Genomic DNA, 14690 nt, shown 5'->3' with positions numbered 1-14690 from the left:
ATGTCAAAGAATTATACGGCTTTGGCTCACTCTGTCGTCACCGCGCTGGGCGGCGTCGATAACATCGCTGCCGTGACCCACTGCATGACGCGTCTGCGTTTCGTGCTGAAAGACGATACGAAAATCGACGGCGCCGCGCTGAAAAACATCAGCGGCGTGCTCGGCGTGGTGCGCAATGAAAACCAGTGTCAGGTGATCATCGGCAACACGGTATCCTACGCGTTTCGCGAAGTGGTCGGCCTGCTGCCAGGCGACATGCGGCCGGACGAACCCGTCGGCAAACAGAAAATAACGCTGAAACGCATCGGCGCCGGCATCCTTGACGCGCTGATCGGCACTATGTCGCCGCTGATCCCGGCGATCATCGGCGGATCGATGCTGAAACTGCTGGCGATGATCCTGGAGATGACCGGGGTGCTGGAGAAAGGATCCTCGACGCTGGCTATCCTCACCGTTATCGGCGACGGCGCGTTCTTCTTCCTGCCGCTGATGGTGGCGGCATCGGCGGCGGTGAAATTCAAAACCAATATGTCGCTGGCTATCGCCATTGCGGGCGTGCTGGTTCACCCGAGCTTTATCGACCTGATGGCCAAAGCCGCGCAGGGCGAGCATGTCGAGTTCGCGCTGATCCCGGTCACCGCGGTGAAATACACCTACACCGTTATCCCGGCGCTGGTGATGACCTGGTGTCTGTCATATATCGAGCGCTGGGTCGATCGCATCACTCCGGCGGTGACGAAAAACTTTCTTAAACCGATGCTGATCGTGCTGATTGCGGCCCCGCTCGCCATTCTGCTGATTGGCCCGATCGGCATCTGGATCGGTAGCGCCATCTCGGCGCTGGTGTACGCCATTCATGGCTATCTGGGCTGGCTGTCCGTCGCCATTATGGGCGCGCTGTGGCCGCTGTTGGTGATGACCGGCATGCACCGCGTATTTACGCCGACCATCATCCAGACCATCGCCGAAACCGGCAAAGAGGGGATGGTGATGCCGTCCGAAATCGGCGCCAACCTGTCGCTCGGCGGCTCTTCACTGGCGGTGGCATGGAAAACGAAAAACCCGGAACTGCGTCAGACGGCGCTGGCCGCGGCGGCATCCGCCATTATGGCCGGCATCTCCGAACCGGCGCTCTACGGCGTGGCGGTGCGGCTGAAACGCCCGCTTATCGCCAGCCTGATCAGCGGGTTTATCTGCGGCGCCGTCGCGGGCATCGCCGGTCTGGCCAGCCATTCGATGGCCGCGCCCGGTCTGTTTACCAGCGTGCAGTTCTTTGATCCGGCCAATCCGATGAGCATCGCCTGGGTCTTCGGGGTGATGGCGCTGGCGGTGGTGCTGTCGTTTATCCTGACCCTGCTGCTTGGTTTTGAAGATATTCCCGTGGAAGAAGAACGCGCGAAAACCGACGCGCAAGCGAACACGATTAAACAGGCAACGGCCTGATTTGGCCTACGACGAGGTATTGCATGTCTGTATTTCCGCAAGGATTTTTATGGGGGGGAGCCCTGGCCGCCAACCAGTCCGAAGGGGCCTGGCGCGAGGGGGGGAAAGGCCCGGCGACGGTGGATATGATCCCGCACGGCGCGCATCGTCTGCCGGTAAAACTGGGGTTGGAGAAGCGCTTTACGCCGCGCGACGACGAGTTTTACCCCAGCCATCAGGCGATCGATTTTTATCATCGCTACAAGGAGGATATCGCCCTGATGGCGGAAATGGGCTTCACGGTGTTCCGTACCTCTATCGCCTGGAGCCGCCTCTATCCGAACGGCGACGAGCTGACGCCCAACGCAGAGGGCGTCGCCTTTTACCGCGCGGTGTTTGAAGAGTGCAGGAAATACGGTATCGAACCGCTGGTGACGCTGTGCCATTTTGATGTGCCGATGCATCTGGTCATAGAGTACGGTTCCTGGCGTAATCGCAACATGGTGGATTTTTTCACCCGCTATGCGCGCACCTGTTTTGAGGCCTTTGACGGACTGGTGAAATACTGGCTCACCTTCAATGAAATCAACATCATGCTGCACAGCCCGTTTTCCGGGGCGGGGCTGGTGTTTGACGAAGGCGATAATCAGGAGCAGGTGAAATATCAGGCCGCGCATCACGAGCTGATCGCCAGCGCGCTGGCGACCCAAATCGCCCATCAGGTAAACCCGCAAAACCAGGTCGGCTGTATGCTGGCCGGCGGAAACTTTTATCCTTATTCCTGCAAGCCGGAAGATGTGTGGGCGGCGCTGGAAAAGGATCGTGAAAACCTGTTCTTTATCGATGTTCAGGCGCGCGGCGCTTATCCCGCCTACGCCGCCCGCCTGTTCCGCGAAAAAGACATCCGCATTGAGACGCTGCCGGGGGATGAGGCGATCCTGAAAAACACCGTCGATTTTGTCTCGTTCAGCTATTACGCCTCGCGCTGCGCGTCGGCGGAGATGAACGCCGACAACACCAGCGCGGCCAACATCGTGAAATCGCTGCGAAATCCGTACATTGCGACAAGCGAATGGGGTTGGGGCATCGACCCGTTGGGGCTGCGCATCACCATGAACATGATGTACGACCGCTACCAGAAGCCGCTGTTTTTAGTCGAAAATGGCCTCGGCGCGCGTGATGACGTCAACGCCGACGGCGAGATTATCGATGATTACCGCATCAGCTATCTGCGCGAACATATCCGCGCCATGGGCGAAGCCATAGAAGACGGCATTCCGGTGCTGGGTTACACCAGTTGGGGCTGCATCGATCTGGTCTCCGCGTCCACCGGCGAGATGAGCAAACGCTACGGCTTTGTCTATGTTGACCGCGACGACGCCGGGCAGGGGACGCTGGCGCGTAAACGTAAAAAGTCGTTCTGGTGGTATAAGAAAGTGATTGCCAGCAATGGCGCGGATCTGGATTAAATTTGCCGCCGGGGTTTCCCGCCCCGGCGCGGCTCGAACTGTTGCGATCGCCGTGCGTCACTCCCCGTCTCATTACCCCTAATCATGTAATTCATTAGTCAGGCGCAATCACCGATTCACCCTGCTTTGTGCCGCCGATAATGATGATGGCGCAGCGTTTTTTTGATCTTGCCGGGCGCGTTTCCCTGCCTCAGCAGTAGCAGTAAATGCCGCATAACGGGCAGCGTATGTTGCAGATGCAGCGCATAGCCGTCGCAGAAATAGTTTTTATTGGGACGACCGTCGGCGGAGAGATTAAAACGGTGCTTCGGGCAGCCGCCGTTGCACAGGGGGCGGACGGCGCAACGCAGGCATTCGCTGCTGATATTCTTCCGCTTGTTCTGACCGAAGGCGATATTCTGCGGCGAATTCACCAGCGTCGGCAGATCGTCCTGGTTGATGTTCCCCAACTTATGTTCCGGATACACAAAATGATCGCAGGAGTAGATGTCGCCGTTCGCCTCCACAATCAGGTTGTCGCCGCAGGTTTCCCCCATCAGGCAGGAGCCGGGGCGACCGGCTATTTTGGCCAGCGTCTGCTCGAAGTTCATCACAAATATGTTGCCCAGATCGTTTTGCACCCATTCGTCGAAAATGGCGTTAAGAAAGCGTCCGTAGGCGCGGGCGGGCGTCGACCAGTCGGTGACGCGGCACTGGCCGGAAAAGTCGGGCTGGATCAGCGTCAGCCCGTGTTCGTCGGCCTGCGCCGCGCGCCGCTCCACCAGCGGAATAAACTGCATATAGCGACTGCCGATGCGCTTGAGGTAACGGTAGACATCCAGCGGGCGTTTGACGTTCTCCGCATTCACGACGGTTAGGGTGTTGAATTCAACCTGATGGCGTTTGAGCGCGTTCAGGCCGTTGATGATCGCATCGTGGGCGCTTTTCCCGGCGCGCGTCAGGCGGTGGGCGTCATTGCTGATGCGATCGCCGTCGATGGACAGGCCGACGAGAAAGTCATGCTGTTTCAGGAAGCGCGCCCAGTCGTCGTCGATATTGGTGCCGTTGGTCTGGAAAAAATTGCTGATGCGTTTACGGCCGCGCCACCGCTGTTGCAGGCGCAGCGCTTCCCGGAAAAAGTCGATGCCGAGCAGCGTCGGTTCGCCGCCCTGCCAGAAAAAACCGACCTCATCGGTTTGCTGGCCGGCGATATTCCGGCGCACGTAATTTTCCAGCGTCTGCGCGTCCATTTTCCAATGGCTCTGGCGTTCCGGGTAGAGGCGCTGCTTCTCCAGGTAGTAGCAGTAGCGGCAGTCAATATTGCACACCGAACCGGAAGGTTTCGCCATCAGTTGGAAATGTTCGATCACGTTAGTCATGGTTTTTTTATCATCGACGGGGAAATGCGTCAGCGGGTCGGCCGGCTGCCCGGCATAACCCGCGGTTGGCGCGGGAAAGGTTAATCCTGAGGGGCGGGCGCCGCGGTTTCCCGCGCCAGTCCCAAACGCTGATAGGCCTCCGGCGGCGCGGCGTTGCGGCGCATCAGTTCCACCATCTGTTTCGTCAGCCGCTGTTCCGTGTCGGGATCATGCAGCGGCGCAAGTTGGCCGGGGTCGTTCGCCAGATCGTAGAGCCGCGTCTCCTTTTCCAGCAGCGAGCCGGGGCCGTAATTTTGGTACATGGGCGACGTGGTGGTCACCGGCACGCGCAGCAGCGGAGCGCCCTTGGTAAAGGGAAACGGCGGGGACAGGGTGGTGTCGGCCAGTTCCTGCGGGCTGAAGCGGGAGCGGATATGGGTCGGCATCAGCGTGTACTGATAGATTTCCTGCTCGTCCAGGTTTTCCGGATAGCGATGATAGGTATAGCGTCCGTCGGTGATATTGACCGCGCCGCCGAAATAGCCGAACAGCACGTTTTCATGCAGCGGTTGTTCCCGCTCCAGCGCCGGCAATAAAGATTTTCCCTGCATCTCCGCCGGTTTGTCCGCGCCGTGAATATCGAGGAAGGTGGCGGCCAGATCGGGCGTTTGCGTCAGCGCCTGCCGCCGCTGGCCGTCGGCCTCAGGGTAATGCGGATGATGGATGAACAGCGGGATATGCGCCACCTCTTCGTAGATGTTCATCCGGTTTTTGGCCCAGAAATCGTGCTCGCCCAGCAGGAAACCGTGGTCGGTGGTGAGCACCAGCGCGGTATTTTCCCACAGATTGTGCTGGTCGAAGAAGTCCAGCACCTTGCCCAGCAGATCGTCGCATAGCGCGATGACCCGGTAATAGTTGGCGCGCAGCTCCTCGCACTCCTCCGGCAATTCGTCCACCCGGCCGTAGCGCGGCCAGTCCAATACCGGCCCGTTCCAGTCGGTCTTGACCTTATCGTAGAAGCGCTCCGGCGCGGTAAAGGGTTCATGCGGATCGAAGGTTTCGATTTGCAGGAACCAGTCGTCGGCGTGCAGATTGGTTTCAAGAAACTCCAGTCCGCGCGCGAAGCACTGCACGGAAGGGAAATCTTGCTCTGCGCGGATATACTCGCGGTTGATGGCGTCCTGTCTTTTAATATTGCGGCGTTCGGTGGAGAACTGCGACGGATGGTACTTTTCGCGCAGCCGCTCCCAGTGGGGCTGCACCATCGCTTTCCAGCCGTCGCCTTCCTGTCCGCGGATAAACTCGAAAGAGTCGTAGCGCGTGTGGTAGGTCGCGCCGCCGTCTTCGAAATAGTGGGCATGGTCGGTGATCAGATGGCTGTAGACGTTACGCGCGAACAGCAGCTCCGGGAATGAATTGTCGAAAGGCTCCAGCGGCCCCCAACTGCGATGCAGAAAGCTCAGGCGTCCGGTTTGCATATCGCGCCGGGCGGGGATGCAGGGCATGCTGCCGACATAATGACGATCAAAGGTGGCGGTATGGCGCGCCAGCCGGTCGAAATTGGGGGTGGGAACGTGCCGGCCGCCGTAGGGCGACAGCGCCAGTCGATTTAATGAATCAAACAGCAGGAAGACAGTACGCATTAGGGCTCCTCATCATAGGAAATACGTTGGCCGGTCGCGGCGTCGAACAGGTGGAGATGGCGGACATCCGGCAATATGCGCACGCCGTCGCCGGGCGACAGATCCAGCCGTTGCCGGAACGTGCAGGTCAGCGCGTTTTCGCCGATACGCACCGTCAGCAGCGTTTCGACGCCGGTGGGTTCGGTCACGTCCACCTCGGCGGACAGCCCATCGGGCGTGTTCAGCAGAAAATGCTCCGGGCGCACGGCGTAAACGATGCGCCGGCCGGCCAGACGCGGCAACGGGGCGGGCAGGGGCAAGGTCAGGCCGGAATCGCAGACGAAGCGCGTCCCGTCGTCAGACACGGCGCCGGGCAGCCGATTGATTTCCGGCGAACCGATAAAGGACGCCACGAACAGATTGGCTGGCCGGTCATACAGTTCCAGCGGCGTCGCCACCTGTTCGATGCGCCCCTGATTCATGATGGCGATACGGTCGGCCAGCGTCATCGCCTCGATTTGATCGTGGGTGACGTAAATCATGGTGGCGGCCAGCCGCTGGTGCAGTTTTTTAATTTCCAGCCGCATATCCACCCGGAGCTTGGCATCCAGATTGGACAAGGGTTCGTCGAACAAAAAGACCTGCGGCTGACGCACCAGCGCCCGCCCGATCGCCACGCGCTGCCGCTGACCGCCGGAAAGTTCGCGCGGATAGCGGGCCAGCAGCGGAACCAGTTGCAACGCCTCCGCCACGGCGTTCACCCGTTCGGCGATCGCCTGGCGGGATTCTCCTTTGATTTTCAACGCGAAGCCCATGTTTTCCGCCACGTTCATATGCGGATAAAGCGCATAGCTTTGAAACACCATGGCGATGTCGCGCTGATTGGCCGGCGTCTCGTTGATATTTTCGCCTTTGAGCAGAATCTGTCCGGTCTCGGTCTCTTCCAGACCGGCGATCATGCGCAGCAGGGTGGATTTTCCGCAGCCGGACGGCCCCACCAGCACCACGAATTCCCCTTTTTCAATGTGCAGGTCGATGTCCTGCAAGACCGTCACGTTGCCATAGTTTTTATGGATCTTTTCGATGGCGACCACACTCATGGGATTATCCTTATTTATTGCCATTATTTTACCGCGCCGGACAGCAACCCCTTGACGATGAAACGTTGGCCGAACACCAACAACAACAGCACGGGGATGGAAACCAATAGCGACGAAGAGGCCATTTCCGCGTAGCGAATTTGCTCGTTTTGCGAAAATGCGGTGATGTACACCGGCAGGGTGCGCGCCTGTTCGGAACTGAGAATCAACGCAATCGGGAAGTCATTCCACACCAGCAGCAACACCAGGATGGCGGTGGCGGTCATGCCCGATTTGATCAGCGGCACGAATACGTAACGAAAACGCTGCCAGTGGCTGCAACCGTCGACGGAGGCCGCGTCCAGCAGATCTTTCGGGATCTCGCGCGCGAAGGTCACGCTGAGCCACAGCGCCATCGGCAGGTAGGCGGCGATGCAGGCGATAATGATGGCGATACGCGTATCATACAGCCCCAGTTGCCGGAAGAGATTGAACCAGGAGCCGACAAAGGTGATCACCGGCAGCAGGTTGAACAGCAGGCACCAGCCGAGCAGCAGATTCCCCAGCCACGCCGGGATCTGACGCACCGTCGTCAAGGCGTAGGTCGCCAGCAGCGTGACCGCAATGATGGCGGCGGTGCTGGCCAGCGTAATCACCGCGCTGTTGACGAAATAGGCGCCGAACATGGCGCCGGGCGCGAACAGTAACTCTTTCAGCGTGTCCAGCGTGGGGGTGAAAACAAAGCGGGCGAGCAGAATATCGATCTGTTTCTTGAAGGCGGTACTCAGCAGCCAGAGAAAGGGAAACAGGATCAGCGCGGCATAGAACGCCAACGCGAGGCCGCGACAGGCGGAGAATCCGCGCTGACGTACGCGCAAAGATAGTCGCATCAGATTTTCCTCCGTTTCCGAATATTCACCAGCAGCACCAGCAACAGCGCCACGATAAAGAAGGTGAACAGCGACATCACCGCCCCCACGCCCTCGCGGTCTTCCATGAAAAAGGCGCGGTAAATGGAGTAGCTGACCATTTCCGTCGCCGTGCCGGGGCCGCCTTTGGTCAGCAGATAGATCTCGTCGAATACCTTGAATGAGAAGATGACGCGCAGTATTAAGGTAATCAGCAGCGTCGGCCACATCATGGGCAGGATCACATGACGAAAACGCTGCCAGCGGCCGCAGCCATCCAGTTGCGCCGCTTCCAGCACTTCCTGCGGCAAGGCTTTCAGTCCGGCCAGCAGCAGCAGGAACGAGAAGGGCGTCCAGTGCCATACGTCCACCACAATCACGGAGACGAAAGCCAGCACCGGCGTGCCTAGCCAGTCGGGCGGCAGGATATCCCACTGGCTGAGAAACACGTTCAGCACCCCGGAATCATTGCTGAGGATCAGGCGCCACATCGCGCCGATCACGATAGGGGAAATGACGATCGGCAACAGCAGGATGGCGGTCAGCAATTTCTGCTCTTTTTTCATGTCGTTTACCGCCAGCGCCAGCGCAAAGCCGAAAACGATTTGCAGCGACACGGCAATGAACGAAAACAGCAGCGTGTTGCGCAGTCCTATCCAGTAATAGGGGTTGTCGATGAAGGCCCGGATATTGTCCAGGCCGACGAAGCGCGTCACCGCCTCGCCGCCCTGCCAGTCAACCTCCTGGGCGACCAGCGTGAACAGATGAACAATCGGCGTGACCATCAATCCGAGCACGATGATGATCAGGGGCATCAGCGCCAGCCAGGGCCAGTCATCGCGCGCCTTGCGCCGTATCGCGCCGCCGGACGCGGAGGTCAGCATGTCTTGTCTCGGCATCGGGGTTCCCCTTACTGGGCGGATGCGCCGGACAATTCGGGGAGTTGCCGGGTGTTGTAGCCCGCCGCCGACACCAGATCGTAAACCGCTTTCGCCGCGTTATTCAGCGCCTGCTCCGGCGAGATCTCGCCGTTTAGCGCCTTGTAAAGCTGCAACCCTATCAGCGCATTAATCTGGGCGGATTCTTTGATCGGCGTGACGATTTCCGCCCTGGACGTCGCCTCGGTTAACGCCGGCAGAAAATTCAGCGGATCTTTGGCTACGCCGATCAGATCGGAACGCACGGGAACGCCACCGGCTTCGTACAGATAAACCTGACTGGCCTGCTCTTCGTACCATTTGAAGAATGCCAGCGCGGCTTTCTTGTTGGCGGCCGGAATGTTATGCGGTATGCCGCCTACCCAGTGGCCCGCCGCATAAATGCCGCTCTTGTCAGCCGGATGGGGGATCACCGCCACGCCGAACTTATCGGTGACGATCGAGCTATCCGGGTTGCTGAGCGGCCCGCGCGCGGCGGCGACGATATTGGCCTGCGCGGCTTTGCCGGTGGCGAACAGTTGAATCAGCTCGCCTTGCGCCAGAGAACCGGGATTGCTATAGCCCGCTTTGGCGATGGAAATATAATATTTCAGCGCGATCAGCGATTCCGGGCTGTTCAGGATCACGCTGAAATCACCCTCAAGCGGATTTTTGAATACCCCGCCCCCGGCCGACAGCAGAAAAGGCGTAATGCGAAAGACGATATCCTGCGGCCCCGCCTCGGTAAGGAAACCGTATTGTTTCGGCGGTTGATGTAATTTTTTAATATTGGCGGTTAATTCATCCCAGGTTTTGGGGACGCTGACGCCCTCTTTTTCATAAATATCTTTACGATAATAAAAAAGCTGCGGATTGGCGGTAACGGGGAAAGTATATAAATCGCCGGTCTGTTTATTAAATACCGCGCGCGCCTTATCCCAATATAGGGCATCGCCGAACGTTAATACCTGATCCGGCAATTGGTAATCGGCTTCGATCTCTTTTATCGGCGTCAGAAACCCGCCGCTATAGATCTCGCCCAGCCAGTTGACGTCAATCATGGTGACATCGTAGATGCCTTCCTTTGCCCGCACGGAAGTGCGGATTTTATCCAGCAATCCGGAATAGGGTACGGTGTCTACGGTAACATTGTTGCCCGTCTCCTGATTATATTTGGCGACGGTTTTCTTGAAACCATCCAGCCACGGGGACTGGTTGATGACAATTTTTACCGTATCGCTATTCGCTGCGGAAGAAAAGGGAGAGACGGCGAGCAGCGCGATGAATGCCGCGCCGGAAAGCGAAAAAAAAGAGTGTTTGGTCATGCATTATCCCCTGGTATTTATAAAAGTAACACTGACTTATTAAATTATGGCGACGAATGTCGTGTTTTCTTGGAAACTAATATGCTGGGATGAATAGCGTCTATGACATAAATAGAATAATTTATGTGTTTTCTGAATAAGACAAGGAATCACAGAGTACTTTATTGATTTTCATTGATAATTTTATGCATTAATTCCATATGCTTTTTTCGCGCAAGGCTTTACAGGTTAATGTATTAATATCGCGTTGATGGGTAACTATCCCTGTTCTGGAAACGGCATTTCCGGCGCGGGCCGGCTGTCTTCCGCCCGAATGCGCGGGTGAAAACTTCGACATGCCCGGATCGCGTTGCGAAAGCCCGGTTTTCCCAAGCGGTTAACAGGATACTGGAGTGAAATCGCTTCACCGGCGGGAAAACCATCGTCGTCGCGCCGGACAGGGAACGTGCGGATGGCGGGTTAGACAGTCTGGACGCCTCTGTATCTATTCAAACGCTGACTAACCGAGAACGCTGAAAATATATCTCATTCGCATTGGTGGATTATTTTTAATATATTGCAACAATATTTTATTCAGACGAAATGCTTCGCTCCGGATTTATTGGGTTAATGATATTTCGCCTGCTGTAAAATAGAATATATATATGTAATCACAGTGTTATAACAACCAGAAGATAATGTGTATGGATGGCGGTTTATAGGATTAATTTGGCGGATTAACTTATGGAAGATCATTGATAGGTGTATTTTCGTCGCGAGATATTCGCTATTAATCCTGATAATTACTATAATTTTGGCGAGGATGTTCTATCTGGAAGGAACACTAATGATTTAATTCGAATGATATATTTTACATTCGTTATTAGGATACGTGAGAAATATGTTTAAGAAATTGTTTCAACCCGGAAAAATCAATCAATGTATTATTCCCAATCGCCTTGTGGTTCCCGCGATGGTGAGCGATCTCTGCAACAGCGACGGCACCGTGACCGATCGCTACATCGCCTATCATGAAGAGAAGGCAAAAGGCGGCTGGGGACTGATTATTACAGAGAATTATGCGGTTAATGAACATGGCATGGGCTGTGAACATATTGGCGGTCTTTGGCGGGATGAGCAAATTCCCAGCCATAAAAAATTAACGGATACCATTCATCAATACGAGAGTAAAATTTTCGCGCAGATTTATCATGCGGGTCGACAGACTTCCCACAAGGTAAATGGCGGCGTGCAACCCGTTGCGCCTTCGGCCATTCCCTGTCCGGCATTACAGGAAATGCCCAAAGAGTTAACGGATGCGGAAATTCAATCGCTGGTCAAAGACTTCGGCGATTGCGCCCGTCGGGTAAAACAAGCGGGTTTTGATGGCGTAGAAATTCATGCCGGGCATGGTTATTTAATTGCGGAGTTCTTATCGCCTTACGCCAATAAAAGAACGGATAAATATGGCGGTAGCCTGGATGGCCGAATTCAGTTTTTAAAAGAAATCTATCAAACCGTTCGTCGTGAAGTGGGCGATGATTATCCGGTCACGATTCGTATTTCCGCGGACGAAGGATTTGTCGGCGGCCGCGATATTTCCGAAACCCGCGTATTGGCGCAAATCTTCGAAGACTGGGGAATCGATGCGTTGCATGTGACGATGGGCGTGTATGGCGAACATAATAAATCCTGCACCGTGCCGCCGATGTATGTCGGTCATGCCTGGGCGGTCTCTTTTTGCGAAGAGCTGAAAAAAATGGTGAATATTCCGGTGATCGCGGTCAATAGAATTAATGACCCGCGCATGGCGGATAATGTTCTGGCGATGGGAAAAGCGGATTTTATCGCCATGGGCCGCGGCTCGCTGGCCGACCCGCATCTTCCCAACAAAGCGAAAGCGGGCGATACGGCGTCGATTCGTTACTGTCTGGGCTGCATGCAGGGCTGCCTTGCCAGTCTGCCCCTCGGCGTTCCCTTTACCTGCCTGGTCAACCCGTCTCTGGGGCGTGAAGCGGAGCTGGACTACAGCAAAGTACAAGAGCCGAAACGCGTGTATATCGCCGGCGGCGGTCCGGCGGGACTCGAAGCGGCGCGCATCGCGGCGGTGCGTGGCCACAAGGCGACGCTGTTTGAAAAAACCGGCCATCTGGGCGGGCAATTCCGCTCCGCGGCCTATCCGCCGGGTAAAGGCGAACTGGCGACCTATACCGCCTGGTTGACCCGTGAGTTGGATAAACTCAACGTCGATATTCGCTATAACACCGAACTGACGAAAGCGATTGTGGAAAAAGACCGTCCGGACAGCGTGATTATCGCCACCGGCGGGAAACCGGCGGTGCCGCCGATCAAAGGGATCAAGCAATCGCATGTGGTGCTGGCTGAAGACGTTCTGCTGGGCAACGTGACGACCGGCAAGCGCGTCGTTATCGCCGGCGGCGGCGAGGTCGGCGGCGAAACCGCGGCGCATCTGGCTATGCAGCAAAAAGAGGTCGCCATTATCGAAATGCGCGATCGCCTGCTCCAGGAGCTGGACGGCGTCAGTAAGCTGCATCTGATGGCCATACTGGACGAGTATGGGGTTAAACAATACCTGAATACCAAGCTGTGCGAGATCCGCGAGGGTCAGGTGGATCTGGAAAACGCCCAGGGTCATTTTTCACTCGATGCCGATACCGTGGTGATTGCGCTGGGTTATACGCCGGTCAAAGACCTGGTGAGCGAACTGGATGGCGTGATTGACAATACCATTGTCATCGGCGGCGCGGTGAAAACCAGCAATGCGCTGGTTGCGGCCAGAGAAGGCTTTGATGCCGGTATGAGCATCGCCTAAGGCGGAAAGTGGCGAACTCAATCCCCCGTCGATGCGGCGGGGGATATTCGTGCAGCGCGGATATCGGCAGCCTGCGGGGTAATAAAGTCGAAGATCGTGCGCAATGATCAATGCCTACTTTACGGCGCGACGACCGAAACGCGCGAGTTCATTGGATAGCTGATACATTGAATTGATGACGACATCCGCCCCCGCCGCCCTGAGCTTTTCTTGATGATTGCTATAGGTATGCGAGCCGCCCGTAAAACCAATCACATACATGCCGGCCTTTTTCGCCCCCGTTACGCCATGGACGGAGTCTTCAATCACAATGGTGTTATCCGGAGTGGCTTGCATTGCCTCGGCGGCGTGCAGGAAGATATCAGGCTGAGGTTTCGAACGTCCCGGGCCGAGATCGACGGCGGAGAATATATTCGGCGAAAATAACGGCGTCAGCCCCACTAAGGCGAGCGTAAAATTTAATTGCTCTGTGCTTGAGTTCGAGCAAATACATTTCCTGGCGGCTATTTCGCTGATCGCCTCGTAACTACCTGGAATTCTGGTTAGTTTTTCTTCGAACTGTTTTAACAGGGCGCGATGGAAATCTTGATGAATGCTGGCTGGAATGTCGATACGCTTATCGCTTTTGACTTTATTAATCAGATCATCCCATAAAAGCCCGCTATATTCGGCCGCGAATTCCGCCAAACCGATATCGACGCCGTGCTGTTTTAAGAGGGATCGGGTCAGATTTATCCCTATTATTTCTGAGTCGATAAGTACGCCATCGCAGTCAAATATCAACAAATCCGGTCTATTCATTCGTGTTGCCTTAATGCGTTGCCGGCCGCGGATTGGACAATCAACGGCCTGATTATCAACATATGCCATCACATGGCGAACGGTTATTTTTTATATTTCGCCAGTAATTTCTGAATATCCCGTAAACGGGAGACGGCTATCGATGATAATTTTTCTTTGGAAACCTGTCGATCAAGGGATATGCAATCTTTCCACAGTGAACGCCCGGCGATCACGCCGGATGCGCCGTTTCGCAGTGAAATATCGACCTGCTTTAGGAATGTCGCGTGATCGACGCCGGCGGATAAAACGGCCCAGGGAATATCACCGCAGATTTCAGTGACTTTGGCGCAGGCCGCTTCCGAACCCGGATAGGGAATTTTCAGTACTTTGGCGCCGCATTCGATACATGCCTTGCAGCCATCCTGAATCAGTTGCGGAATTTTGCCCTGGTATTCTTCCTGGCTTTCATTTTCCAGTTTGTAAGTCAGAAACTCCACCACCAGGAAGAGGTCTTCACGGGCGAAATCGTCAATAATATCGCGTAACGTCGCCAGGTTGGCGGTATTGGCTTCAGGCGTATCCATGCGTAAATAGATCATAATCTTGCCGCCGGTTGCGCCCAGTTCACGGACCTTTCGAGCGTTGACGCCTGCAACCATTTTTGAAATGCGATAACCTTCGGGGGAGGTTTCCCAGCCGGAGGCATCCAGACCGACCAGCAGCCCCGTATTGCGCGGCAATACGCCTTCATCAATAATGCCCGGCACGGCGCAAATCGGATCGACCAGGACACATCCCGCTTCCGACGCCAGATAACTGGCGATGTCGTATTTCGTTTTCCCTAACGTTTCATTGCTGATCTTCGACTGTTCTTCCACGGTGTCGGCCAATAGCGTTCTCATTCCGCCGCGCTGATCGCAAGCAACAACCATCATTGAACCTGTGGCGTCGCAAATCATTTGGTAACCACGACGCTCTGCTGTTGACATTTTGTTCATTGGTTAATTCCTCATGCA

The 14690-nt window shown here is 55.9% G+C and carries 11 protein-coding genes; 3 read left to right on the top strand and 8 right to left on the bottom strand.

Features of this window, described 5'->3' with window-relative positions:
• Together ascF and ABRZ26_RS20275 are read left to right on the top strand one after the other, a co-directional pair.
• A complete protein-coding gene (ascF, locus tag ABRZ26_RS20280) occupies positions 1 to 1443 on the top strand; it encodes a PTS cellobiose/arbutin/salicin transporter subunit IIBC (protein ID WP_319605933.1) in 1443 nt (480 codons plus the stop codon).
• A gap of 23 nt (positions 1444 to 1466) precedes the next feature.
• Positions 1467 to 2891, top strand: a complete 1425-nt coding sequence (locus ABRZ26_RS20275) for a 6-phospho-beta-glucosidase (RefSeq protein ID WP_319605932.1) — start codon at positions 1467 to 1469, stop codon at positions 2889 to 2891.
• Between the two features lie 116 nt (positions 2892 to 3007).
• Here ABRZ26_RS20275 and ABRZ26_RS20270 read toward each other — a convergent pair whose 3' ends face one another.
• The 6 genes from ABRZ26_RS20270 to ABRZ26_RS20245 all read right to left on the bottom strand — a co-directional run bounded on the left by ABRZ26_RS20270 (position 3008) and on the right by ABRZ26_RS20245 (position 10079).
• A complete protein-coding gene (locus tag ABRZ26_RS20270) occupies positions 3008 to 4249 on the bottom strand; it encodes an anaerobic sulfatase maturase (RefSeq protein ID WP_319605931.1) in 1242 nt (413 codons plus the stop codon).
• 80 nt (positions 4250 to 4329) lie between these two features.
• Positions 4330 to 5871 carry a sulfatase gene (locus ABRZ26_RS20265; protein ID WP_319605930.1) on the bottom strand — a complete coding sequence of 514 codons (1542 nt, stop codon included), beginning with the start codon at positions 5869 to 5871 and terminating at the stop codon, positions 4330 to 4332.
• Positions 5871 to 6950, bottom strand: coding sequence for an ABC transporter ATP-binding protein (locus ABRZ26_RS20260; RefSeq protein WP_319605929.1), 1080 nt, complete (start codon positions 6948 to 6950; stop codon positions 5871 to 5873). Before ABRZ26_RS20260 ends, ABRZ26_RS20265 begins: the two co-directional genes overlap by 1 nt.
• A 23-nt stretch (positions 6951 to 6973) precedes the next feature.
• The gene (locus ABRZ26_RS20255) at positions 6974 to 7819 is read right to left on the bottom strand and encodes a carbohydrate ABC transporter permease (RefSeq protein ID WP_319605928.1); all 846 of its coding nucleotides are present in this window, start codon (positions 7817 to 7819) and stop codon (positions 6974 to 6976) included.
• Positions 7819 to 8736 carry a carbohydrate ABC transporter permease gene (locus ABRZ26_RS20250; RefSeq protein ID WP_319605927.1) on the bottom strand — a complete coding sequence of 306 codons (918 nt, stop codon included), beginning with the start codon at positions 8734 to 8736 and terminating at the stop codon, positions 7819 to 7821. The genes ABRZ26_RS20255 and ABRZ26_RS20250 overlap by 1 nt, the downstream gene beginning before the upstream one ends.
• Positions 8737 to 8747: 11 nt before the next feature.
• The gene (locus tag ABRZ26_RS20245) at positions 8748 to 10079 is read right to left on the bottom strand and encodes an extracellular solute-binding protein (protein WP_319605926.1); all 1332 of its coding nucleotides are present in this window, start codon (positions 10077 to 10079) and stop codon (positions 8748 to 8750) included.
• Positions 10080 to 10959: 880 nt separating this feature from the next.
• Here ABRZ26_RS20245 and ABRZ26_RS20240 point away from each other — a divergent pair.
• Positions 10960 to 12891: an oxidoreductase gene (locus ABRZ26_RS20240; RefSeq protein ID WP_319605925.1), complete on the top strand. Its 1932-nt coding sequence runs from the start codon at positions 10960 to 10962 to the stop codon at positions 12889 to 12891.
• A 114-nt stretch (positions 12892 to 13005) separates the two neighbouring features.
• Here the strand turns inward: ABRZ26_RS20240 and ABRZ26_RS20235 are convergent, their stop codons facing one another.
• Both ABRZ26_RS20235 and ABRZ26_RS20230 read right to left on the bottom strand, forming a co-directional pair.
• Positions 13006 to 13692, bottom strand: coding sequence for an HAD family hydrolase (locus ABRZ26_RS20235; RefSeq protein ID WP_319605924.1), 687 nt, complete (start codon positions 13690 to 13692; stop codon positions 13006 to 13008).
• An 83-nt stretch (positions 13693 to 13775) separates the two neighbouring features.
• Positions 13776 to 14672 (bottom strand): tagatose-bisphosphate aldolase, encoded by an 897-nt coding sequence (locus ABRZ26_RS20230; protein ID WP_319605923.1) that lies wholly within the window; start codon positions 14670 to 14672, stop codon positions 13776 to 13778.
• Positions 14673 to 14690: the final 18 nt, after the last annotated feature.

It is taken from the genome of Brenneria sp. L4-2C (assembly GCF_040240335.1).
Taxonomy (GTDB): domain Bacteria; phylum Pseudomonadota; class Gammaproteobacteria; order Enterobacterales; family Enterobacteriaceae; genus Brenneria.
The sequence above is the reverse complement of the archived record's forward strand: the minus strand, read 5'-3'. Positions and strand labels throughout refer to the sequence as shown.